At 73.7% G+C, this 23,317-nt stretch carries 15 protein-coding genes and 1 riboswitch; of the genes, 10 read left to right on the plus strand and 5 right to left on the minus strand.

The window, feature by feature from the left end:
• Positions 1–101: 101 nt before the first annotated feature.
• Positions 102–932, minus strand: coding sequence for a hypothetical protein (locus ACFVGY_RS34335; protein WP_385685371.1), 831 nt, complete (start codon positions 930–932; stop codon positions 102–104).
• Between the two features lie 87 nt (positions 933–1,019).
• Positions 1,020–2,633, minus strand: coding sequence for an MFS transporter (locus ACFVGY_RS34340; protein ID WP_385685374.1), 1,614 nt, complete (start codon positions 2,631–2,633; stop codon positions 1,020–1,022).
• Between the two features lie 348 nt (positions 2,634–2,981).
• Here ACFVGY_RS34340 and ACFVGY_RS34345 point away from each other — a divergent pair, with 348 nt between their 5' ends.
• The 3 genes from ACFVGY_RS34345 to mfd all read left to right on the plus strand — a co-directional run bounded on the left by ACFVGY_RS34345 (position 2,982) and on the right by mfd (position 10,169).
• Entirely contained in the window at positions 2,982–3,770 is a 789-nt protein-coding gene (locus ACFVGY_RS34345; RefSeq protein ID WP_385685377.1) for an ABC transporter ATP-binding protein, read from the plus strand.
• A complete protein-coding gene (locus ACFVGY_RS34350) occupies positions 3,767–6,361 on the plus strand; it encodes an ABC transporter permease (protein ID WP_385685379.1) in 2,595 nt (864 codons plus the stop codon). The genes ACFVGY_RS34345 and ACFVGY_RS34350 overlap by 4 nt, the downstream gene beginning before the upstream one ends.
• Before the next feature lie 274 nt (positions 6,362–6,635).
• A complete protein-coding gene (mfd, locus tag ACFVGY_RS34355; protein WP_385685382.1) occupies positions 6,636–10,169 on the plus strand; it encodes a transcription-repair coupling factor in 3,534 nt (1,177 codons plus the stop codon).
• A gap of 80 nt (positions 10,170–10,249) precedes the next feature.
• On the opposite strand, the gene ACFVGY_RS34360 is transcribed toward mfd, so the two are convergent.
• Positions 10,250–11,056, minus strand: a complete 807-nt coding sequence (locus ACFVGY_RS34360) for a hypothetical protein (RefSeq protein WP_385685385.1) — start codon at positions 11,054–11,056, stop codon at positions 10,250–10,252.
• Positions 11,057–11,323: 267 nt separating this feature from the next.
• On the opposite strand from ACFVGY_RS34360, the gene ACFVGY_RS34365 reads away from it, so the two are divergent.
• On the plus strand, positions 11,324–11,983 hold the full coding sequence (locus ACFVGY_RS34365) for a hypothetical protein (RefSeq protein WP_385685388.1): 660 nt from the start codon (positions 11,324–11,326) through the stop codon (positions 11,981–11,983).
• On the plus strand, positions 11,980–13,482 hold the full coding sequence (locus ACFVGY_RS34370; protein WP_385685391.1) for a protein kinase: 1,503 nt from the start codon (positions 11,980–11,982) through the stop codon (positions 13,480–13,482). Before ACFVGY_RS34365 ends, ACFVGY_RS34370 begins: the two co-directional genes overlap by 4 nt.
• On the opposite strand, the gene ACFVGY_RS34375 is transcribed toward ACFVGY_RS34370, so the two are convergent.
• Entirely contained in the window at positions 13,458–16,001 is a 2,544-nt protein-coding gene (locus ACFVGY_RS34375; protein ID WP_385685394.1) for a YfhO family protein, read from the minus strand. The two genes, ACFVGY_RS34370 and ACFVGY_RS34375, sit on opposite strands and share 25 nt — an antisense overlap.
• A 225-nt stretch (positions 16,002–16,226) precedes the next feature.
• On the opposite strand from ACFVGY_RS34375, the gene ACFVGY_RS34380 reads away from it, so the two are divergent.
• Both ACFVGY_RS34380 and ACFVGY_RS34385 read left to right on the plus strand, forming a co-directional pair.
• Positions 16,227–16,853, plus strand: a complete 627-nt coding sequence (locus ACFVGY_RS34380; protein WP_385685397.1) for a SurA N-terminal domain-containing protein — start codon at positions 16,227–16,229, stop codon at positions 16,851–16,853.
• 52 nt (positions 16,854–16,905) lie between these two features.
• Positions 16,906–17,907 (plus strand): nucleoside triphosphate pyrophosphohydrolase, encoded by a 1,002-nt coding sequence (locus ACFVGY_RS34385; RefSeq protein ID WP_385685400.1) that lies wholly within the window; start codon positions 16,906–16,908, stop codon positions 17,905–17,907.
• Positions 17,908–17,975: 68 nt separating this feature from the next.
• On the opposite strand, the gene ACFVGY_RS34390 is transcribed toward ACFVGY_RS34385, so the two are convergent.
• Complete coding sequence (locus tag ACFVGY_RS34390) at positions 17,976–19,187, minus strand: globin domain-containing protein (protein ID WP_385685403.1); 1,212 nt, start codon at positions 19,185–19,187, stop codon at positions 17,976–17,978.
• 120 nt (positions 19,188–19,307) lie between these two features.
• On the opposite strand from ACFVGY_RS34390, the gene ACFVGY_RS34395 reads away from it, so the two are divergent.
• From ACFVGY_RS34395 to ACFVGY_RS34405, 3 genes are all read left to right on the plus strand, one after another.
• Positions 19,308–20,582 carry a cytochrome P450 gene (locus ACFVGY_RS34395; RefSeq protein ID WP_385685406.1) on the plus strand — a complete coding sequence of 425 codons (1,275 nt, stop codon included), beginning with the start codon at positions 19,308–19,310 and terminating at the stop codon, positions 20,580–20,582.
• Between the two features lie 102 nt (positions 20,583–20,684).
• On the plus strand, positions 20,685–21,806 hold the full coding sequence (locus ACFVGY_RS34400; protein WP_385685409.1) for a transglycosylase family protein: 1,122 nt from the start codon (positions 20,685–20,687) through the stop codon (positions 21,804–21,806).
• A 276-nt stretch (positions 21,807–22,082) separates the two neighbouring features.
• Positions 22,083–22,253: riboswitch (cyclic di-AMP (ydaO/yuaA leader) on the plus strand.
• A gap of 2 nt (positions 22,254–22,255) precedes the next feature.
• A complete protein-coding gene (locus ACFVGY_RS34405; protein WP_385685412.1) occupies positions 22,256–22,993 on the plus strand; it encodes a transglycosylase family protein in 738 nt (245 codons plus the stop codon).
• Positions 22,994–23,317 lie beyond the last annotated feature (324 nt).

The raw sequence follows: 23,317 nt of genomic DNA on the forward strand, positions 1-23,317 counted from the left end.
CCACGAAGCCCCCGCCCGGGCACACCCCCCAGCCCCGCCGGCGTTTGAGGCGACCCAACGCCACGGCCGGCCGGCCGGGCGAGCGACCGGCAGGCACCGCGTCAGGCCACCGCCGGGGCATGGGCGGCGTACGGGTCACTCCGCAGGCCCCGGGCTACCACGACCACCGTGAAGGCGGCGCCCGCCGCAGTCCCCTCCGGCAGGGGTGCCGTCAGCGTTTCCGTACCCGCCTCGTACCGCGTCGGCAGGAGCTCCCCGTTCACCTCCACCCGCGCATCCGCGGTGAAGCCCCCGCCCCGGACCGCCACGGCCCCGTCCTCCACCGTCACCCCGGTGATCACGGGGTTCGGCCGCGTCGCCATCTTGTTCACCAGGTACGCGCCGGCCGGCGCGCCCGTGAGCGCCCAGATCTCCCCGGGCAACTCCGGCAGTCCGCCGCCCACGTCCGAGAGGAAGAACAGCACCACGTACAGCATCGTGACCACGCTGAGCGCCACGTACTGGAGGTCGACCAGATCGGTCCGGCCGCTGTCGTTGGCGATCAGTTCCCGCAGGGGCCGTCGCCCCGACTCGGTCGGTCGGGCCGCGGGCTTGGCGAGGGTGCCGTTCTCCAGCCGGATCCCGACGACCGCCTTGGCGGCGATGAGGGCCACGTACGGGCCGCCGAGCAGCGGGAGGTAGACGGTGGTGAGGGAGTCCAGCGGGCCGGGGTCGCCGGTGAAGTAGCGGGTGCCTCCGCCTGCGGTGAGCCCGTAGGCGAGGATCGTCAGCAGCAGCCAGACGAGGATGACCGTCCAGGCGAGCGCGAGGGTGGTCGAGGTGGACAGGCGGCCGTCGCGGCCGGTGACGAGGGCGGGTCGGCGGCGGAGCCGCCAGCCGACCGTTCCGGCGACGGCGGCCAGTAAGGCCAGTGCGAGCAGTGCGGAAGCCATCTCTTCCCCCCGAGTGATGACGCGGATCTCCGATCTCAGAGGTGTACTCCGCCGGCCGGGGGCATGACAAGCGCGGGTGGGCGGTTCCTACCCCTCGCGCTGCTCCGGCAGGACGGGGAACCGCCGCGGCGCCACCAGCAGCAGCACGAGCAGCGCGGCCACGGCCGCGGCGGCCGCGCCGAGGAAGACGTGGTCCACGGCGGCCGTCACGGCCTCGCGCAGCCGGTCGGCGGCGGCCGGCGGCAGCAGCTCCGGCCGAGCGAGGGCCTCGGACACTTCGTCGAGGCGGCCGGGCACGGCACCGTCACCCCCACCCGCACCCCCACCCGCATCCGAAAGCCGGGCCGCGAGGGTCGCGTTGGCGACGGCCCCGAACAGCGCGGCCCCGAGGCTCTGTCCGACCTGGCGGCAGAAGAGGACGGAGGCGGTGGTGGTGCCCCGCTCCGCCCAGCCCACGGTGGCCTGGACGCCGACGATCAGCGGCAACTGGAAGAGGCCGAGGGCGGCGCCGAGCAGCAGCAGGACGAGCGCGGGCTGCCAGGGCCGACCGGGCTGGGGGAGCAGGGTGAAGGACAGGAGGACGGCGGCGGCGAGGCCGATGCCGACGGCGGCGGTGTTGCGGAAGCCGATGCGCCGGTAGACGTGCTGGCTGAGGGCGGCGGACAGCGGCCAGCTGAGCGTCATGGCGGACATGACGAGCCCGGCGCTGACGGGGTCGAGGCCCAGGACGGCCTGTGCGTACGTCGGCACGAACACCATCGGGGCGACCATCAGCAGGCCGAGCGCACCCAGGGCGAGGTTCACGGCGGCGATGGTGCGCCGGCGCCACACCCAGCCGGGCAGGATCGGTTCGGCGGCCCGGCGTTCGACGGCGACGACGGCGGCGGCCAGGGCGGCGCCGGCGGCGAACAGGCCGAGCGAGGGGGCGGAGAGCCAGGGCCAGGCGACGCCGCCCTGGACGAGGGCGAAGAGGAGGACGGCTCCGCAGGCGAAGACGGCGAGGGCGCCCGCCCAGTCGACGGGGCCCCGGCGGCCGCGGGAGCGTACGGGTTCGACGAGGTGGCGGCGGATCAGCCACAGGGCGAGCGCGGCGGGCGGGGCGGTGGCGAGGAAGATCCACCGCCAGTCGGCGTGGGCGGCGAGCAGCCCGCCGAGGGCGGGGCCGACGAGGGCGGAGGCGGCCCAGACGGAGGACATCCGGGCCTGGATCCTGGGGCGGTCCCGCAACGGGTACAGGTCGGCGGCCAGGGTCTGGACGGTGCTCTGGAGGGCGCCGCCGCCCAGCCCCTGGACGATGCGGAACGCGATGAGCGCGGCCATGTTCCAGGCGACGGTGCACAGCAGTGACCCGGCGAGGAACACGGCGATGCCGAAGAGGAGTACGGGTTTGCGGCCGAGGCTGTCGGAGAGCCGGCCGTAGACGGGGAGGGTGACGGTGACGGCGAGGAGGTAGCCGGCGAAAAGCCAGGAGAAGACGGAGAAGCCGCCGAGGTCGCCGACGATCTGGGGGACGGCGGTGGCGACGACGGAGCTTTCGAGGGCGACGAGGGCCATGCTGAGCATCAGGGCGGCGACGACGGCGGTACGCGGTCGTCCTCCGGCCGCTCCCGGCTTGGCCGAAAGTCCGTCGGCGGGTATGCCGTCGCCGTCGTCTTCCCGGCCCTTCCCGGGGCGTCCTGGGCTGCTCTCCCCCGTACCCACCAAGATCCTTTCACTGTGCACGCACCTGCCGGAAACACCTTCTCACCGGGCTGCGGCCGGGCGGTATCCCTCATCCGGCGTCCGACGAAGGGAGTAGTTCCCCTAGGGGGTGCTCCTCAGAAGGAGCCAGGGGGCGTTCGTCCCGGCGGAGGAGGAGACCCGTCGCGCGGTGTCCTTGACTGGATTCGTACGAGCGGGGGTGGGGCTAACCCCCCGGTGGATACGGCGAGCGGCACCAGGGCGCCGGCCGCCCTCCGCGGCGCAGACTCGATCCGGAGCCCGTGCCGCGCAGCCGCACGGCCACCCCACACCCACACCCACACCCGCACGAACGAGGGGAAGCGCACCGTGACAACGGCCATTACCAAGACCAGGCATGGGGGAAGCGGAGGGCACGCAGCCGTCGCGGCCCGGGCGCGTCGGGTCGTCAAGGCCTACGGCTCCGGGGAGACGCGCGTGGTGGCCCTCGACGCCGTGGACGTGGACATCGCGGGCGGTCAGTTCACCGCGATCATGGGTCCTTCGGGCTCCGGCAAGTCCACGCTGATGCACTGCCTCGCCGGCCTCGACACGGTGACGAGCGGGCAGATCTTCCTGGACGACACCGAGATCACGGGCCTGAAGGACAAGAAGCTCACCCAGCTGCGCCGGGACCGGATCGGGTTCATTTTCCAGGCGTTCAACCTGCTGCCGACGCTGAACGCCCTGGAGAACATCACGCTGCCCATGGACATAGCCGGGCGCAAGCCCGACCGGGAGTGGCTGGACCGCGTGGTGGAGACGGTGGGGCTCGCGGGCCGTCTCGGGCACCGCCCGACGCAGCTGTCCGGCGGCCAGCAGCAGCGCGTGGCCGTCGCCCGCGCCCTCGCGGCCCGCCCGCAGATCATCTTCGGTGACGAGCCGACCGGGAACCTGGACTCCCGGGCGGGCGCCGAGGTCCTCGGCTTCCTGCGCCGGTCGGTGGACGAGCTCGGCCAGACGATCGTCATGGTCACGCACGACCCGGTGGCCGCCTCGTACGCGGACCGCGTCATCTTCCTCGCCGACGGCCGGATCGTGGACGAGATGCACGCGCCCACGGCCGACCAGGTCCTGGACCGGATGAAGGACTTCGACGCCCGGGGGCGGACGTCGTGACCGTCCTGAAGACCTCGCTGCGCAATTTCCTCGCGCACAAGGGCCGGATGGCGCTGTCGGCGGTCGCCGTCATGCTCTCCGTCGCGTTCGTGTGCGGCACGCTGGTGTTCACCGACACCATGAACACCACCTTCGACAAGCTGTTCTCCAGCACCGCCGCCGACGTCACCATCGGTCCCCGCGAGCCGGAGAAGGCCGGCGGGTCCGAGGGCGACGAGGGGATCCCGGCCAACGGCCGCCCGCAGACCGTCCCCGCGGACACCGTCGAGAAGGTGACCCGCGTCGAGGGCGTGCAGTCCGCCCAGGGCGCCGTCGTGTCCGTGGCCGTCACCGTGGTCAACGCCGAGAACAAGAACATCGGCCCCACCTCCGGCGCCCCGACGATCGCCGCGAACTGGAACGACAACGAGCTCAAGGCGATGGAGGTGTCCTCCGGCCACCCGCCCCGCGGGCCGACCGAGGTGATGGTCGACGCCGACACCGCCAAGAAGCACGCGCTGCGGATCGGCGACGAGCTGCGCGTCATCTCCGTCACCGGTGACTTCCGCGCCCGGATCAGCGGCATCGCCACCTTCAAGGCGACCAACCCCGGCGCCACCGTCGTCTACTTCGACACCGCCACCGCGCAGCACGAACTGCTCGGCGGCGCCGGCCGGTTCACTAACGTCTACGTGACCGCCAAGGGCGGCGTCAGCGACGACCGGCTCAAGGCGAACCTGTCCGCCGCCCTCGGCGCGGACACCTACAAGCTGCAGACCGCGAAGGAGTCCGCCGACGCCGGCCGCAAGGACGTGGGCGCCTTCCTCGACATCATGAAGTACGTGATGCTGGGCTTCGCCGCCATCGCGTTCCTCGTCGGCATCTTCCTCATCTTCAACACCTTCTCGATGCTGGTCGCCCAGCGGACCCGCGAGATCGGCCTGATGCGGGCCATCGGCGCCGGCCGCGAGCAGGTCAACCGGTCGGTCCTGTTCGAGGCCCTGCTGCTGGGCGGCGTCGGCTCCGTCCTCGGTGTCGGCGCGGGCGTGGGCCTGGCCGTCGGGCTGATGGAGCTCATGGGCGGCATGGGCATGAAGCTGTCCACCGACGACCTGACGGTCCTGTGGACGACCCCGGTCATCGGCCTCGTCCTCGGTGTCGTCGTCACCGTCGTCTCCGCCTACGTCCCGGCCCGCCGCGCCGGGAAGGTCTCCCCGATGGCCGCCCTGCGCGAGGCGGGCACCCCCGGCGACCGCAAGGCCGGCGCCGTCCGCGCCGTGCTCGGCCTGGTCCTCACCGGCCTCGGCGTCGGCGGACTGCTGCTCGCGGCGGGCTCCGACGAGGCCGCCACCGGCTCGCGCTGGCTGGCCGCGGGCGTCGTCCTCACCCTCATCGGCTTCATCGTGATCGGGCCGCTGCTGGCGGGCGGCGTGGTGCGGGTGCTGTCCGGGGCGGTGCTGAGGCCGTTCGGGTCCGTCGGCCGGCTCGCCGAGCGCAACGCGCTGCGCAACCCGCGCCGTACGGGCGCCACCGCCGCGGCGCTGATGATCGGCCTGGCGCTGGTCGCGTGCCTGTCCGTGGTCGGCTCGTCGATGGTGGCCTCCGCCACCGAGGAGCTCGACAAGTCGGTCGGCGCCGACTACATCGTCCAGTCGCAGAACGGCCAGCCCCTGGTCCCGCAGGCGGAGAAGGCGATGCGCGGCAGCGTGGGCCTGGACCACGTGACCGCCTACCGGGGCGTCGACGCCAAGGTGACCGCCCCCGACGGCTCCACCGTCGAGGAGAGCCTCAGCGTCACCGACCCGACCTACGCGGACGACGTCCGCCGCAAGATGAAGGACGGGCGGCACGCGAACGCGTACGGGCCGGGCGTGATGTCGGTCGGCTCCCTGTACGCGCAGAAGCACGGGGTCGAGGTCGGCGACGAGCTGACGGTCGCCTTCACCGGGGGCTCCACCGCGAAGCTGAAGGTCGCGGCCGTCACCGACGACGACGGCAACCTCGACAAGGGCGTCATGTACATCGCGACGGCCACGGTCGAGCAGTACGTGCCGGCCGAGAAGATGCCCCGCCCGTTCATGCTGCTCGCCAAGGCGGTCGACGGCCAGGAGGCCACCGCGTACACGGCGCTCAAGGACAGCCTGGCCGCATACCCGCAGTACCAGGTGCTCAACCAGACCGACTACAAGCAGGTCCTCAAGGACCAGGTCGGCACGCTGCTGAACCTGGTGTACGGGCTGCTGGCCCTCGCGATCATCGTCGCGGTCCTCGGTGTCGTGAACACCCTGGCCCTCTCGGTGGTCGAGCGGACCCGCGAGATCGGCCTGATGCGCGCCATCGGCCTCTCCCGCCGCCAGCTGCGCCGCATGATCCGCCTGGAGTCGGTGGTCATCGCCCTCTTCGGCGCCCTACTCGGTCTCGGCCTGGGCATGGGCTGGGGCGTCGCGGCCCAGAAGCTGCTCGCCCTGGAGGGCCTGCGGGTGCTGGAGATCCCGTGGCCGACGGTCATCGGCGTCTTCGTCGGATCGGCCTTCGTGGGCCTGTTCGCCGCACTGGTCCCGGCTTTCCGGGCGGGGCGGATGAACGTACTGAACGCGATCGCCAGCGAGTAGGGCGGTCGTCACGGGGGTGCGCAGGCCCCGGCAACCCGAAAAGGGCGGCCGGGGCCTGCGCCGTGCCCCACCCCCCAGAGCCCCCACTCACCCCCCCCAGAGCCCCCGCCCTCCAGGGCCCCGGAGCGCTCGCTGCTCGCCGCCGGCCGCAGTCCGCCGTCCGTTGCCGTTGCGGGAGGTCCGGGCGGGGCCGCGGGCGTAGGGTGGGAACCCCCGGCCCGCATGCGTGTCGGGCCCTTCGCGTTGCCCCCTCACCGGACGGAAAGCCTCCTTCATGAGCCTGCACGGACTGCTCGACGCCGTCACCCGGGACCCCGCCGTCGCCGAGGCGGTCACCGCGGCCGAGGACGGCAACCGCATGCACGTGGACCTCGTCGGCCCGCCCGCCGCCCGGCCCTTCGCGATCGCCGCGCTGGCCGCCCGGACCGGCCGGACCGTGCTCGCGGTGACCGCCACCGGGCGGGAGGCCGAGGACCTGGCCGCCGCGCTGAGGTCGTTCCTGCCGCCCGAGGAGGTGGCGGAGTTCCCCTCCTGGGAGACGCTGCCGCACGAGCGGCTCTCGCCCCGCAGCGACACCGTGGGCCGGCGCCTGGCCGTGCTGCGCCGGCTGGTCCACCCGAGCAAGGACGACCCGGCCGCGGGCCACGTCTCCGTCGTGGTCGCGCCGATCCGCTCCGTGCTCCAGCCGCAGGTCAAGGGGCTCGCCGACCTGGTGCCCGTCAGCCTGCGGCAGGGTTTCACCGTCGACCTCGACGAGGTCACCGAGGCCCTCGCCGCCGCCGCGTACGCCCGCGTCGAGCTGGTGGAGAAGCGCGGCGAGTTCGCCGTCCGCGGCGGCATCCTCGACGTGTTCCCGCCCACCGAGGAGCACCCGCTCCGCATCGAGTTCTGGGGCGACGAGGTCGAGGAGATCCGGTACTTCAAGGTCGCCGACCAGCGGTCCCTGGAAGTCGCGGAGCACGGCCTGTGGGCCCCGCCCTGCCGCGAGCTGCTGCTGACCCCGCAGGTCCGCGAACGTGCCGCCGCCCTCGCCGAGGACCACCCCGAGCTGGGCGAACTCCTGAACAAGATCGCCGAGGGGATCGCGGTGGAGGGAATGGAGTCCCTCGCCCCCGTCCTCGTCGACGACATGGAACTGCTCATCGACGTCCTCCCGGCCGGGGCCATGGCCGTGGTGTGCGACCCGGAGCGGGTGCGCACCCGGGCGGCCGACCTGGTGGCCACCAGCCAGGAGTTCCTCATGGCGTCCTGGGCGGCCACCGCCGGCGGCGGCGACGCCCCCATCGACGTCGGCGCGGCCTCCCTGCGCGGGATCGCCGACGTCCGCGACCGGGCCCGCGAGCTCGGCATGATGTGGTGGTCGGTCTCCCCGTTCGCCGCCGACGCCGCCGACCTCGCCGCCGACACGCTGAAGCTCGGCATGCACGCCCCCGAGACCTACCGCGGGGACACCGCCCGGGCCCTCGCCGACACCAAGGCCTGGCTCGCCGACGGCTGGCGCACCGTCTACCTCACCGAGGGCCACGGCCCGGCCGCCCGCACCGTCGAGGTCCTCGGCGGGGAGGGCATCGCGGCCCGCCTGGAGGCCGACCTCGCCGCCCTGGAGCCCCACCTCGTCCACGTGGCCTGCGGCTCCCTGGCCACCGGCTTCGTCGACCCGGCGCTGCGCCTGGCCGTCCTCACCGAGACCGACCTGACCGGGCAGCGCACCGCCACCAAGGACCTGGGCCGGATGCCGACCCGGCGCCGCAAGTCCATCGACCCCCTCACCCTGGAGGTCGGCGACTACATCGTCCACGAGCAGCACGGCGTGGGCCGCTACCTGGAGATGGTCCAGCGCACCGTGCAGGGCGCCACCCGCGAGTACCTCCTCGTCGAATACGCCCCCGCCAAGCGCGGCCAGCCCGGCGACCGCCTCTACATCCCCACCGACCAGCTGGAGCAGGTCACCAAGTACGTCGGCGGCGAGGCCCCCACCCTGCACCGGCTCGGCGGCGCCGACTGGACCAAGACCAAGGCGCGCGCCAAGAAGGCCGTCAAGGAGATCGCCGCCGACCTGATCAAGCTGTACAGCGCGCGGATGGCTGCCCCCGGTCACACCTTCGCCCCGGACACCCCGTGGCAGCGGGAGCTGGAGGACGCCTTCCCGTACGCGGAGACGCCCGACCAGCTGACCACCATCGCCGAGGTCAAGGAGGACATGGAGAAGTCCGTTCCCATGGACCGCCTGATCTGCGGTGACGTCGGCTACGGCAAGACGGAGATCGCGGTGCGGGCGGCGTTCAAGGCCGTCCAGGACGGCAAGCAGGTCGCCGTCCTCGTCCCGACGACGCTGCTGGTGCAGCAGCACTACGGGACCTTCTCCGAGCGCTACAGCCAGTTCCCGGTCAACGTGAAGGCGCTGTCCCGGTTCCAGAGCGACACCGAGGCCAAGGCCACTTTGGAGGGCCTGAAGGACGGCGCGGTGGACGTGGTCATCGGCACCCACCGGCTCTTCTCGCAGGAGACCAAGTTCAAGGACCTGGGCCTGGTCATCGTCGACGAGGAGCAGCGCTTCGGCGTCGAGCACAAGGAGCAGTTGAAGAAGCTGCGGGCCAACGTGGACGTGCTGACGATGTCCGCGACGCCGATCCCGCGCACCCTGGAGATGGCGGTGACCGGCATCCGCGAGATGTCGACGATCACCACCCCGCCGGAGGAGCGGCACCCGGTGCTCACCTTCGTCGGCCCGTACGAGGAGAAGCAGATCGGCGCGGCGCTCCGGCGCGAGCTGCTGCGCGAGGGCCAGGTCTTCTACATCCACAACCGGGTCGAGTCGATCGACCGGGCCGCGGCCCGGCTGCGGGAGATCGTGCCCGAGGCGCGGATCGCGACCGCCCACGGCCAGATGTCCGAACAGGCCCTGGAACAGGTCGTGGTGGACTTCTGGGAGAAGAAGTTCGACGTGCTCGTCTCGACGACGATCGTCGAGTCCGGCATCGACATCTCCAACGCCAACACCCTGATCGTCGAGCGCGGCGACACCTTCGGCCTCTCCCAGCTGCACCAGCTGCGCGGCCGCGTCGGCCGTGGCCGCGAGCGCGGGTACGCGTACTTCTTGTACCCGCCGGAGCGGCCGCTGACGGAGACGGCGCACGAGCGGCTCGCGACGATCGCCCAGCACACCGAGATGGGCGCGGGCATGTACGTGGCGATGAAGGACCTGGAGATCCGCGGCGCCGGAAACCTGCTCGGCGGCGAGCAGTCCGGCCACATCGCCGGCGTCGGCTTCGACCTGTACATCCGGATGGTCGGCGAGGCGGTGGCCGACTACCGGGCCTCACTGGAGGGAGGGGTGGAGGAGGAGCCTCCGCTGGAGGTCAAGATCGAGCTGCCGGTCGACGCGCACGTCCCGCACGACTACGCGCCCGGCGAGCGACTGCGCCTGCAGGCGTACCGGTCGATCGCGTCGGCCAACTCGGAGGAGGACATCAAGGCGGTCCGCGAGGAACTCACCGACCGCTACGGCAAGCTGCCCGAGCCGGTGGAGAACCTGCTGCTGGTCGCCGGCCTGCGCATGCTCGCCCGTGCCTGCGGGGTCGGGGACATCACCCTCCAGGGCAGCAACGTCCGCTTCTCTCCGGTGGAGCTGCGCGAATCGCAGGAGCTGCGCCTGAAGCGCCTCTACCCGGGCACGGTCGTCAAGGCGGCCACCTCGCAGGTGCTGGTCCCGCGGCCGAAGACCGCACGGGTGGGCGGCAAGCCGCTGGTCGGCCGGGAGCTGCTGGCCTGGACGGGCGAGTTCCTCACCACGGTCCTGGGCTCCTGACGTCTCTGGGCGGCGGCCCGGGGCGGGCCGCCGCCCCGGCGAGCGCGGTAAAGGGCGTGCTCGCGGGCCCGGAGCGGCCGTCAGACCTTCTCGGCGGCCTTCGGGTCGATCGGGGGCTGCGGCCGCCCGTCGGGGGCGACGAGGGAGTACTCCGTGCTGTCGTAGACCTTGCCCGCTTTCTCGTAGCGCCTGAGCAGGTACGGGGTGTCCGCCAGCACCACGTGATCGGTGATCGTGGAGCCGTTGGCGTCGGTGGAGACGAGCACCACCACCTTGCGGCCGTCGGACCAGGTGTCCTTCTTCTTCCGGACGTCCGTGCGGTCCAGGGAGTACGCCTTCGCCGGGTCCGCGCCGGCCGTGCAGAGGCTGGTGAGGCGGTCGGCCGCGGGGTCGGAGGAAGACACCTCGACCCAGCGTCCGGCCGCCCGGGCCGCCGCCCGTTCCGCGTCGCCGTCGGGCCGGTCCGCGAAGTGGTCGCGCAGGAAGCCGAGATCGCCGTTGAGGAGGAGGACGCCGTCGGCCAGGTGCAGCTGCGCCGAGCCGGCCATCAGGGTGGTGACGCTGCCCGCGCAGACTCCGTCGCCGGTCAGGGTGAGGCTCGCCTGCATCTTGCGGTCCCCTGACGTGGCGTGGACCTCGGCCCTCTTGACCGGGGCCCGCCCAGTGGCCTCGTACGCGCCGCGCAGGACGGCGGCGGGATCCTGGCCTGCCAGGACGTCGGCAGCCTCGGTCGGCGACGGCGACGGCGACGGCGACGGCGAAGCGGAGGCGGAGGCGGAGGCGGAGGCGGAGGCCGTCGTGGCCTTTCCCGCCTGCGGCCCGCAGGCGGCGCAGGCGAGCAGCGTCGCGCCGAGGAGCGCGGCTGCCACGGATTCCCTGGTGAGCATGGTGAGTTCCCCCCGGACAAGGAGTCGAAAGTCCCGAGGTTACCCGCGGGTATGTCCGTCCGTCGGCCGGATATCCGGCTCGCGGGCCGCGGCCCGGTGCGCCAGCGCGAGGTGCGCGGGGGTCCGGGGCTCGTCGGGGGGCGCCGCGCCGCCCGCGGGCGCCTGTGCGGCAAGCCTGCAACGGTTGCGCACATCCCCTCACTGGCGGCCGGAAACGCTGTATACCCTCAGACCTGAACCAGTCGACACGGTCCGTCAGGAGCAGCGATGCACGGCCCCGGCCTCCCGCCGCAGCAAGGCCCCCAGCCCAGTTCCGGGGGTGTGGTGGCACTGCGCGTGCTGTTCGCCCTGATTCCCGTCCTGAGCTGTGGCTTCCTCGGGTGGGCGACGATGCTGCGGCTGGCGATCCTCACCCGCCGGACCATGGACTGGGTCCTGCTGGTCGTCAACTTCGTGCTGACGGTGGCCTGGCTGGTGCTCATCGACGCCGACAAGACGCCCAACCTCGACGGCTGGCAGAGCGACGCCGGCGCCTTCGGCGTCATCCTCACCGGTGTCGCCACCTGCATCTACTTCCTGGTGGCCGATATTCGTCACCACGAGCGCATGGCAGCGGCCCGCGCCACCGCCTGGTACCCGGGCCAGCCCGCCCCCGCCCCGTACGTGTCGCCGCAGCAGACCCAGCCGTCGCAGCCCGGCTACGGCTACCCCCAGGCGCAGACCCAGCCGATGCAGCCCCGCCTCCGGGCCCAGCCGATGCCGCAGCCCCAGCCGCAGCCCCAGCCGCAGCCGCCGGCCCCGAGCCCCGCGACCCCGCCGCGCATCGGCCAGGTCCGGGCCGAACTCGACGAGCTGAGCGAGCTGCTGCGCAAGCAGACCCCGCCGCCCACGCCGCCCCGCCCCGAGGGTGAGGGCCCGGCCCGGTGACGGAAGACAACCGGATCATCGGCGAGCGCTACCGGCTCGCCTCGCTCCTGGGCCAGGGCGGCATGGGCCAGGTGTGGACGGCGTACGACCAGCGCCTGGACCGCCGCGTCGCCGTCAAGCTGCTGCGCCCGGACAAGGTGGCCGGGCCCGGCTCGGTCGCCGACGAGCTGCGCCGCCGCTTCGTGCGCGAGTGCCGGGTCACCGCGCAGGTGGACCACCCGGGCCTGGTCACGGTGCACGACGCGGGCAGCGACGGCGACGAGCTCTTCCTCGTCATGGGCTACGTCGAGGGAGACAACCTGGCCGACCACCTCGCCGCCCGCGACCCCTACCCGTGGCAGTGGGCCGTGGCCGTGGTCGCGCAGCTGTGCGGGGTGCTGTCCGCCGTGCACGCGGTGCCGATCGTGCACCGCGACCTCAAGCCGCGGAACGTGATGGTCCGCCCCGACGGCACCGTCCTGGTCCTCGACCTCGGCGTCGCCTCGGTGATGGACACCGACACCACCCGCCTCACCAGCACCGGCACGCCGATCGGCAGCCCGGCGTACATGGCGCCCGAGCAGGCGATGGGCGGCGCGGTGGGCCCGTACACCGACCTGTACGCCCTGGGCGTGCTGCTGTACGAACTCCTCAGCGGCAACGTCCCGTTCGCCGGGTCCACCGCGCTCGGCGTGCTGCACCGCCACCTGTACGAGCCGCCGGCCCCGGTGCGCCGCGTGCGCCCGGAGATCCCGCACCAGCTGGAGGCGGTCCTGCTGCACCTGCTGGCCAAGGACCCGCAGGACCGGCCCGCGTCCGCGCAGCAGGTGTACGAGGCGCTCGCGCCGCTGCTGCCCAAGCAGGGCACCCCGGCCGCGACCCTCGACCCCACCCGCCCCTTCCTGCGCCCGCACGCCCCCTGGCCGGACCGGGCCGCCGCGATCCCGCCGCAGCCGACGGCGCCGCCGACCCGGCCGGACATCCCGGCCGCCGTCGACGAGGCCCGCAGCCTCCTCGACCAAGGTCGTCTCACCCAGGCCGTGGACATCCTCGGCGGGATCCTGCCGGCGGCGGCCGCGGAGCACGGCGAGCACTCGCCGGTGGTCCGCAGCCTGCGCAAGCAGTACGCGGCCACGCTCATGGACGACGGCCAGTACCGTCGGGCCCTGCCCGAACTGCGCCGCCTCGCCGAGGAGTTTCCGGCCGGCGACGCCCAGGCCCTGCGGTTCCGCTACGACGCGGCCCAGTGCCTGGAGCAGCTCGGGGAGCCGGCCGCGGCGCTGGCGGAGTACCGCTCGCTGCTGCCGCTGTTCGAGAACCACTACGCGAACCCGGACCCGGGGCTGCCGCTGGAGGTCCGCCGCCGGATAGCCCACCTGCTGCTGTCGCTGGGCGACCGGCCGGCCGCCCACGACACCCTGGCCCGGCTGCTGTTCGACGCCGAGCGGGTGCACGGACCGGGGCACCCGTTCTCGGCCGAGGTCCGCCGCACCCTTCAGTGGCTGGGCCGGGTCCGCTGACGCCGCCGCCACGCCGCCCGGCAGGCCACCACCAGCAGGGCGGCCGCGGCGACCGCCGTGCCCGGTAGCAGCCCCGGCGGCCGGAACGTACAGCTCACCTCCGTGGTACCGGCGGCCACGGGCACCGCGACCAGGCCCAGGCGGTCCTCCGCCGGGCGGCCGTTGCAGGTCCAGCCGGCGATGGAGGGCGCGGCCAGCACCGCGGTGCCCTCGGATCCGGGGGGCAGGGTGGCGCTGACGCCCGCCGCGCCGACCCGCACCGACTCGGCGGCCCGCGCCCGCAGCCCGGCCACCGCCGCGTCGAGCCGTCCGCGGTCCAGGCAGGACAGCGTCCAGCGGGGCGGCGCCGGGGCTTCGAAGACCAGCGCGGAGGACGCGCCGCGCGAGGGGCCGAGGGGCTGGAGGGCGGCCCGGTTGCGCGGCGGGTTGCCGTTCAGGCGGAAGGCGGGCCCGTCGGCGAGACGGGCGTTCGCGTTGTACTCGGGGGCCCACAGGAACGCCTCGGTGCCCGCGCGGCACACCCCCGGCGCGACCGGGTCCTCGTACACCCGGGCGCCCAGCAGGAGTTCCTGGTTGGCGAAGGGCGACTCCCCGTAGGCGGCGGCGGTGCCGGGGCCGGGCGGACGGAGCGTGACCAGCGGGAGCGGCTCGGTGCGGGCGACCGTGCCGTCCGGCCGGAGCCGGGCGCCGACCGCGAAGAGGGCGTCGGTCACCGGGTTGTCGATGCTCTGCACGTTGCGCCCGCGCGAGGTCCAGCCGGCGCCGAGGGCCGCCATGGTGCGGGTGAACACGTCCGGGGTGTGGCTGCTGTAGTAGGCGCCGCCCTCGCCGCCCAGCAGCAGCGGGTCGTTGCCGGACAGCGCCGGCCGGCTCGGGTCGGTGCGGTACGCGGGCCAGCCCTCGGCCCCTGCCAGGGCGGCGGCCCGCGCGGTGTGGGCGCGGCCCCAGGAGGGGTAGTCGTCGAGGCCGCCCAGCTTGCCCCGGTGCCCGAACGCCGTGGTCGCCGCGGCCTGTCCGGCCAGGACGACGGCCAGGACGGCCACGGCCGGCCCCGCGAGCCGGCGGCGCACCGGCGGGGCCGCCCGCCCGGGGGAGGAGGCCGGCCCTGGGGAGGACGCCCGCCCGGAGAAGGACGCCCGGCCGGGGGAGGAAGCCCGGCCGGGCGGGACGGGGGCGGCGGGCACGGGCCGCAGCAGCCACCAGGCCGCCGCGGCCAGGGCCAGCCCGCCGCAGAACAGCGCGAGCCCCCAGCCCGTGGCCAGCGGGCTGCCGCTCGCGACGAGGGCCGCCGCGCCCAGCACCCCCGCCCCCGCCGCGAGGGCCCGCGGCCCCGGCAGCCCGTCCGCGAGGGCCGCCCACGCCGCGATGACGGCGATCCCGGCCAGTACGAAGGTCTGCCGGTACGGGCTGCCGTTCGGGGTGGCGAACACGTGCCAGGCCAGGTGGGTCGGCGTCCACTGGAAGGAGAGCAGCACCGCCGCGGCCAGCCCCGCCCACCACAGCCGGGAGCGCAGCGGCACCCCCCGGTGGAACGGCAGGGCGGCGACCAGCAGCAGCGTGCCCGTGCCGACGAAGAGCGCGGGGGAGGAGAAGGAGTAGGTGCCGGGCAGCAGGCGGGCGAACAGGTCCGCCCACGGCACCGGCCGGAACTGCCGGCTCCAGCCGGGGTAGGCCTGTCGCGAGCTCAGGAAGAGCGGCACCAGCACCGGCGCGGACACGGCGATGCCCAGCAGGGTGGTGGCCGCCGCCCGGCCCACGGTCCACAGCCGCTCCCGCACGCCCCGACGCGTGAGCACCACCCGTACCAGGAGCACCAGCGCGGCGCCCAGCGTGGCCATGTAGGCGGTGTAGAAGTTGGCCGTCCAGCACACCGCTGCCACGAGCACGGCCGCGGCGAACCGGCGCCCGCGCAGCGCCCATTCACCGGTCAGGCACAGCAGCGGGAACGCGATCAGCCCGTCCAGCCACATCGGGTTGTACGCGGCCTCGATCACCGACCAGCCGCACAGCGCGTACGAGGCCCCCAGCAGCCCCGCCGCCCACCACGGGCCGCGGGCCTGCGTGCGCAGCAGCCATGCCATGGCCGCCGCCGCGGCGGCCGTCTTCGAGACGGTGACGACGTACACCGCGAGGTCGATGTCCTGCCGCGGGAACAGGGCGACGAGCGGGGCGAACGGGCTGGCCAGGTAGGTGCCGAAGTCGGGCAGGAAGCTGGTGCCGTAGCCGGACTGCCAGTTGAGCAGCAGCCCGCCGCGGGCCCGCCCGTGCAGCAGGTCCCACAGGTGGGCGTGGAAGGGGACGAACTGGTTGCCGAGGTCGTTGACGCTGCGGTGGCGGTGCCCGTACGGGAAGACGCGGGCGGCCGCGTCCCCGGCACAGACGGCCACCGTCGTCAGCAGCGCGGCGAGCGCCGAGCCCGCCAGGCTGGGACGGCGCGGGGAGCGGCGCGCGGATTCCGGCCGGGACCGGACCGGCGGCCGGAGCGGCGGGCGGTGCGGCGAGCGGAGCGGTGTCGACATGGTGGGCCGACCCTGCCACCCGCGGGGGACCCCGGGATGGCCGCAGGATGGCCTGGACACCAACCTTGGACGCCGACACACGAACCCGGACGGCACCCCACGCGTACCGCGACACCCCGGGAATCGTTGGTCGAACCGGTGGCTCCGGCCACCCGGACTGCATACCATCGATCACCGCACGGCCTTTGTGCACCGACGCACAATCTCCCGGCCCTGGAGGCTCCTTTGCACCGTCGCACTGCGCTCTCCGTCTCCGCCGCCCTGCTCGCGGCGGCTCCCCTGCTGTCCGCCTGCTCGGGCGGGGCACGTCCCGGAACAGCGGCCGTCGTCGGCGGCGAACGGATCACCACCTCCGCGCTCCAGGCCCAGGTGAACGAAGTCCGCGCCGCGCAGAACGGGGCCGGCGAGGCCGCGTCCCAGCTGATCCAGTCCTCGCCGGGCCTGGAGCGCGTCAAGCTCAACAAGCTGCTGCAGACGGCCGTCCTGGAGCGGGCCGCGAAGGACGCGGGCATCACCGTCAGCCGGCGGGAGCTGGAGGAGTACCGGGACGGCCAGCTGCAGAAGGCGGGCGGCGCCGAGAGGCTGCGGGCCTCCGCCCTCGAACAGGCCCACCTGGCCCCCGGCCAGGTGGATGCGGACCTCCGCTTCAAGCTGCTGCGGGACAAGCTCTTCGCCCACTACGGCAGCCAGGACAAGGCCATGGACCGGCTCGGCGAGGCCGCGAAGGCCCTGCACATCGAAGTGAACCCGCGCTACGGGGTCTGGGACGCGCAGCAGATCGTCCTCGGCGACCAGGTCACCCCCTGGATCACCCAGCGGACCCGGCCCGGGCAGGCCCCCGCCGGCGCCTGAGCCGCCCGGGGGCCCCGGGCCGCGGCCGCGGGGAGGGAGGTAGGTTCGGAGGGTGAACCCCCACGCCGCCGCACCCGCTCCCGAGCCGGCCGACGAGACCGCCGCCGGCCGGATCGTCCTGCTCACCGCCAGCCACCGGGTCGCCCCCGGCCTGCTGTCCTGGCAGGCCTGGCAGACCCTGCACGCCGCGGACCGGGTGCTGTGCACCGACCCGGAGCACCCGCAGCTGCCGTACCTGCGCGAGGCGGGCGTCGAGGTCACCATCGCCGGCCCGGACGCGCAGGACCTGGTCGAGGCCTGCGCCGGTGGGCGCACGGTCGTGCTGATCCCGGCCGGCGAGGGCGACCGGCGGCTCACCGACGGCCTGGCCCGGATGGCCGGCTCCGGCCGGGTCGCGATGCCCGACCTGGAGCTGCTGCCCGGCTCGTACGACCTGCCCGGCGCGCGGCTGCTCGACCTGGTACAGGTGATGGACCGGGTCCGCCGCGAGTGCCCGTGGACCTCGCGCCAGACCCACGAGGGGCTGGTCAAGTACGCGATGGAGGAGGCGTACGAGCTGGTCGAGGCCATCGAGGACGGGGACCGGGAGGAGCTGCGCGAGGAGCTCGGCGACGTCCTGCTCCAGGTGGTCTTCCACGCGCGGATCGCCGAGGAGCACCCGGACGAGCCGTTCTCCGTGGACGACGTGGCCGGCAGCCTCGTCGAGAAGCTGATCCACCGGCACCCGCACGTCTTCGGGGACGCCGAGGCGCAGACCGCGCAGGACGTGGCCGCGCACTGGCAGCGCACCAAGGCGGTGGAGAAGCAGCGGGAGTCGGTCACCGACGGGATCCCCATGGGCCAGCCGGGCCTGGCCCTCGCGGCCAAGCTGGCCGGCCGGGTCCGGGCGGGCGGCGTGGCCGTGGAGCTGCCGGACGACGAGGGCATCGGGTACGAGCTGCTGCGGATGGCGGCGCGCGCCGAGGCGGCGGGCGTCGACCCCGAGACCGCGCTGCGCGCGGCGGCCCGCGTCTACCGGGACGCGATCCGCGCCGCGGAGGGCGTCGGCGGGTAACGCCCGGGGCCTTCCCGCGCCGGGGCCTTCCCGCGCCGGGGCGTTCGCGTGCCCGGGTCGGCGCCGGGTCAGGCGTGGCGGGGTGCGCGCCGTGACGGGTTCAGCCAGTGCGCGTCGGGGCGGTGCAGGAACCAGTCGCCGAAGCCCAGCGGCCGTCCGTCCGGGCCGTGGCCGGTGCCCGCGGCGGGCAGGGTGTCGTGGAAGATCCGGCCCGGGGCGGCGCCGAGCCCCCGCAGCAGATGCACGGTCTCGTCGACGAACCCCGGCGGGCCGCTGAGGTAGACGTCGTGGTCGGGCCAGAGCCCGCGGTGGCCGAGCGCGGTCGCCAGCCGGGCGGTGGCCTCGTTGCGGTGCCGACCCGGGGCGGGCGTGATGTAGGTGACGCCGAGCCAGCGGAACGCGGCGGCGTACGCGTCGATCAGCGGGCGGTCGTAGAGGTGCGCGGTGTCCCGGGCGACGACGAAGAGCCGGACGCCCTGGGCGGGCGGATGCTCGGCGAGCTCCTCCAAGAGGGCCCGGACGGGCGCCCAGCCGGTCCCGGCGGCGATCAGGCTGACCGGCCGGTCGGTGCGGCGGAAGGTCAGCGCCCCGCCGGCCGCGCCGAGCCGCAGCACGTCGCCGGGCCGGGCCTCGCGGACCAGGGCCGTACTGAGCAGGCCGTTTTCGATGCGGCTGACGTGCAGGTCGAGGGTGCCGTCGGGGCGCGGGGCGTTGCCGATGGAGTACGTGCGCCAGACCTGCGGCACGCGCTCGCTGCTCACGCTCGTGTACTGGCCGGCCCGGTACGGGAAGGGGACCTCGGGCTGCAGGGTCAGTACCCCTAGGTCCTCGCCGTAGGTCAGGTGGCGGACGATCTCCGCGTCCCACCAGGGCGGGCCCTCGTCGGCGGAGGCGCCCGCGGTCATCGCGTCGACGATCACCTGGTACGCCTCGGACCAGGCCTTCTCCACGGGCGGGGTCCAGGCCGCGCCGCAGGTCTCGGCGAGCGCGGCGAGCAGGCTGGCGCCGACGGCCGCGTAGTGCTCGGGGCGGGCGAGGAACTTGCGGTGGTCGCGGCCGAGGTCGTGCAGGTAGGGGAGCAGGCTCTCGTGTTCCAGGTGGGCGATGACGTGGGTGAGGGCGGCGAAGAGCCGGTCGCGCTGGCGCTGCATGTCGCGGGAGGAGGAGGGGAACAGAGAGCGGATCGCGGGGTTGTGCCAGAAGAGGTGGGAGTAGAAGTACTTCACGGCGTGCTCGGCCCGCCTCTCCACCACCGCGAAGCTGTTCTTCAAGATCCTCACATCCACAGGACGGAAGTAGGAACGGCGGACGAGTCGGCGTCAAGCGTCGGCGGATCTACGGACAGCCGCGGCGAACGCCCCATATGGGACGGGGTCCGGTGGTCGGGATACCGTCGACGGGTGCACGAGCCGACCCCCGCAGCCCCCGAAGAACCCGCTCCCGCCCAGGGCCCGACCCTGTTCGACTGGGAGTTCGCGACCGACCCCTACCCCGCGTACGCCTGGCTTCGGGAGCACTCCCCGGTGCACCGCACCAGGCTGCCCAGCGGGGTCGAGGCCTGGCTGGTGACCCGGTACGCCGATGCCCGCCAGGCCCTCGCCGACCAGCGGCTCAGCAAGAACCCGGCGCACCACGCGGAGCCGGCGCACGCCAAGGGCAAGACCGGGATCCCGGGGGAGCGCAAGGCGGAGCTGATGACGCACCTGCTGAACATCGACCCGCCGGACCACACCCGGCTGCGGCGCCTGGTGTCGAAGGCGTTCACCCCGCGCAGGGTGGCGGAGTTCACGCCGCGGGTGCAGGAGCTGACCGATCAGCTCATCGACGCCTTCGCCGGGCGGGGTGAGGCGGATCTCATCCACGAGTTCGCCTTTCCGCTCCCCATCTACGCCATCTGCGAGATGCTCGGCGTACCGCGCGAGGACCAGGACGACTTCCGCGACTGGGCGGGGATGATGATCCGGCACGGCGGCGGTCCGCGGGGCGGAGTGGCCCGTTCCGTGAAGCAGATGCGGACCTATCTCGGGGAGCTCATCCATCGCAAAAGGGATGATCTGGGTGATGACCTCATCTCCGACCTGATCCGGGCGAGCGACCACGGGGACCACCTGACGGAGGCAGAGGCCACGGCCATGGCCTTCATCCTGCTGTTCGCCGGCTTCGAGACCACCGTGAACCTCATCGGCAACGGCGTGCACTCCCTCTTCATGAACCCCGGCCAGCGCGCCCGGCTCCAGGAGTCCCTCGCCGCCGGGGAGCGCGGCCTGCTGCAGACGGGCGTCGAGGAGCTGCTCCGCTACGACGGCCCCGTGGAGCTGGCCACCTGGCGGTTCGCCACCCGGCCGCTGACCCTCGGGGGGCAGGACATCGCCGTCGGCGACCCGGTGTTGGTCGTGCTCGCCGCCGCCGACCGGGACCCGGCGCGGTTCGCCGATCCGGACGCCCTGGACCTCTCCCGGACCGACAACCAGCACCTCGGGTACGGCCACGGGATCCACTACTGCCTGGGCGCGCCGCTCGCGCGACTTGAGGGACAGACGGCACTTGCGACTTTGCTCACGCGTCTGCCGGATCTGGAACTCGCCGTTCCGTCAACTGACCTTCGGTGGCGGGGTGGTCTCATCATGCGTGGCCTGCGCACACTTCCCGTCCGATTTACACCCCGAAACATCTGAACACTTCCTGAAGGAAAGTCAGGCTCTTGCTCAACTTGTGACAATCGTTCGAAGGCCGCTAGGTTCTGCCGTTACCCAGCCGTTATGCGAAAGGTGCTGCACATGCGTTCCGGGAACGGCCGCCACAGACGCCCCCGCCAGGTACCCGCGATTGTCGTCACTGCCGGAGTCACCGGCTCCGCACTGGCCATGCCGCTGCTGGCAGCCACCGGTGCGAGCGCGGCGGAGGCCGCCACCTGGGACAAGGTCGCCGAGTGTGAGAGCGGGGGCACCTGGAGCGCCAACACCGGAAGCGGTGCCTACGGCGGGCTGCAGTTCACCCAGGAGGAGTGGAAGAACGCGGGCGGCGAGGAGTTCGCCGAGCGCGCCGACCTCGCGAGCCGGTCCCAGCAGATCGCCGTCGCCGAGCGCGTGCTCGGCTCCCAGGGTCCCGAGGCCTGGCAGAACTGCGCGGCCCAGGCCGGGCTGACCAAGGACGCGCCCGCGGCGGACGTGGACCCCGGCGCGAAGGGCCAGCACCGGGCCATCGGCCAGACGCCGAGCCGCCCCGACGCCGTGGTGCCCCCCACCGGCTCCGGCAACCGGCCCACGGACTACGGCGCCCCGACCCCCGCGCCGGACTACACGCTCCCGCCCGCGCCGACGGGGCCGTCCAGCGGACTGCCCGTCATGCCCGCGCCGGACGGGACGACCGCGGCTCCGACGCTCCCGCCGGTGTTCCCCGGCGACCCGACCGCGAACCCGGTGACGCCCACCCCGACCGCGCCCGGCATCCCGGGGGCCACCCCCGGCATCCCGGGCGCCACCCCGGGCACCCCGGGCGCCACCCCCGGCGCCCCCGGCGCCACCTCCGGCGTCACTCCGGGCGCCACCGCACCCGGCACCCCGGGCGCCCCGAACCCGGGCTCCGCCCCGGCCACCCCCGCGGTCCCCTCCGCCCTGTCGGCACCGGGCGCGTCGGGCGCATCGGGCGCACCCGGCGCCTCCACGGACCCGGGCGTCGTCCCGGACGTCACGGGCACCGGCAAGCACCGCGGCACGCCGGCCGTGGAGGTGTCGCCGGCCTCGTACACCGTCAAGGAGGGCGACAGCCTGGCGACCATCGCGGACGCCAAGGGCGTGCAGGGCGGCTGGGGTGCCCTGTACAAGGCCAATGAGCAGGTCATCGGCGGTGACGCCGACCTGATCAAGCCGGGTCAGAATCTGGATCTAAGCCGGAAGTAGGGACAGTTCGGGCATCCGTAAAGCGGCGAATGTCCGGTTCGTTCAAATGAGACATGCGTCTCTTCCGGTCAACTGGCGTGTCTCGCCTGGGGGCTTGGGCAAACCCCGCCCCCACCTGCGCAAACACCCCGAAAAGCAGTGCAAGTAGGGGCTCTCTCCCCCCGGTGTTCCTCGTTGAACATCGGGGGGAGACATGCCTACGGTCTGAACCGCTCGCCACCGCGGGCCCCTTCGACCGCATCGCCGAATCCTGCCGGCGGACGGAGGGAACACTCGTCGCGTCAAGCGCCGAAGGCAGGAGCGGGGGAACCAACGTAGGTGCCGGGAAAGGCCGTTGCACGACGGCACGGACCGGCTTGGGGTGAAGCCGCGCGTCACACCGCGCGGCCGGGCAACTCATCTGCCCGAACCCGACAGCTCACCTCGCAGGCGTCGGTGAGGAGAACTCCATGCTGCTTTCGGGCAAGGGCAAGCACCGCCGCGCCACCGCCATCGAGCGGACCACCCGCATCGTGACGCTCGCCGGCGTCGCCGGTGTCGCCGTCGCCGCGCCCCTGATGACCGCGGGCACCGCCTCCGCCGCCACGGCCTCGGAGTGGGACCGCGTCGCCGCGTGCGAGTCCGGCGGCAACTGGTCCATCAACACCGGCAACGGCTACTACGGAGGCCTGCAGTTCTCGCCCTCCACCTGGGCCGGCTACGGCGGCAAGGCGTACGCCGCGCAGGCCAACCAGGCCACCAAGGCGCAGCAGATAGCCATCGCGGAGAAGGTCCTCAAGGGCCAGGGCAAGGGCGCCTGGCCGCACTGCGGCAAGGGTCTGTCCAACTCGTCGTACACCGGCGGCGGTTCGACCACCACCAACAACAACACCACCACCAAGTCGACCCCGAAGGCGACGACCCCGAAGTCGACCCCGAAGGCCGAGACCAAGAAGACCCAGCCGAAGGTCGAGACCAAGAAGGAGACCTCGCGCACCGAGGTCCCGACGACCCGGTCCGAGCGCTCCGAGGCCCCGGCCCCGAAGACCGGCAACGGCTCCTACGAGGTCAAGTCCGGTGACACGCTCGGCACCATCGCCGAGGCCCACAACGTCAAGGGCGGCTGGGAGAAGCTCTTCGAGCTCAACAAGGACATCGTCTCCGACGCCGACCTGATCTTCCCCGGCCAGAAGCTGAAGCTCGGCTGAACATCCCGCGAAGCCCCGCGTGCGTAGACCGCGCGGATGAGCGAGCGGTCACCGCACGTGTGAAGCCCACCGCCCGGCGCGTATCCCCCCACGCGCCGGGCGGTGGTGCGTGTGCGCCCCCGACGGCGGTCGGTGGCGGCCCGATCGAGGGTTCGTATGTCCCGGAAGCGGGGTATTCGGGCCCTTTTTCGTCCCAGGACCCGGGGGGGGGGGGGGGCCCCCCCCCCGCGCCGGGGGGGGGGGGCGCCGCGCCGCCCCCCCCCGGCCCGTCCCCCCCCCCCACACCCCGCGTCACATACCCGAATGAGAATGGAGGGCCCGCCC

The organism is Streptomyces sp. NPDC127106, from assembly GCF_042677605.1.
Taxonomy (GTDB): domain Bacteria; phylum Actinomycetota; class Actinomycetes; order Streptomycetales; family Streptomycetaceae; genus Streptomyces.

Bases quoted from the DNA above. Each gene is read 5' to 3' on its own strand.
- ACFVGY_RS34365 (WP_385685388.1), top strand. From the start codon at position 11,324: ATGCACGGCCCCGGCCTCCCGCCGCAGCAAGGCCCCCAGCCCAGTTCC.
- ACFVGY_RS34360 (WP_385685385.1), bottom strand. From the start codon at position 11,056: ATGCTCACCAGGGAATCCGTGGCAGCCGCGCTCCTCGGCGCGACGCTG.
- ACFVGY_RS34400 (WP_385685409.1), top strand. From the start codon at position 20,685: ATGCGTTCCGGGAACGGCCGCCACAGACGCCCCCGCCAGGTACCCGCG.
- mfd (WP_385685382.1), top strand. From the start codon at position 6,636: ATGAGCCTGCACGGACTGCTCGACGCCGTCACCCGGGACCCCGCCGTC.
- ACFVGY_RS34335 (WP_385685371.1), bottom strand. From the start codon at position 932: ATGGCTTCCGCACTGCTCGCACTGGCCTTACTGGCCGCCGTCGCCGGA.
- ACFVGY_RS34375 (WP_385685394.1), bottom strand. From the start codon at position 16,001: ATGTCGACACCGCTCCGCTCGCCGCACCGCCCGCCGCTCCGGCCGCCG.
- ACFVGY_RS34405 (WP_385685412.1), top strand. From the start codon at position 22,256: ATGCTGCTTTCGGGCAAGGGCAAGCACCGCCGCGCCACCGCCATCGAG.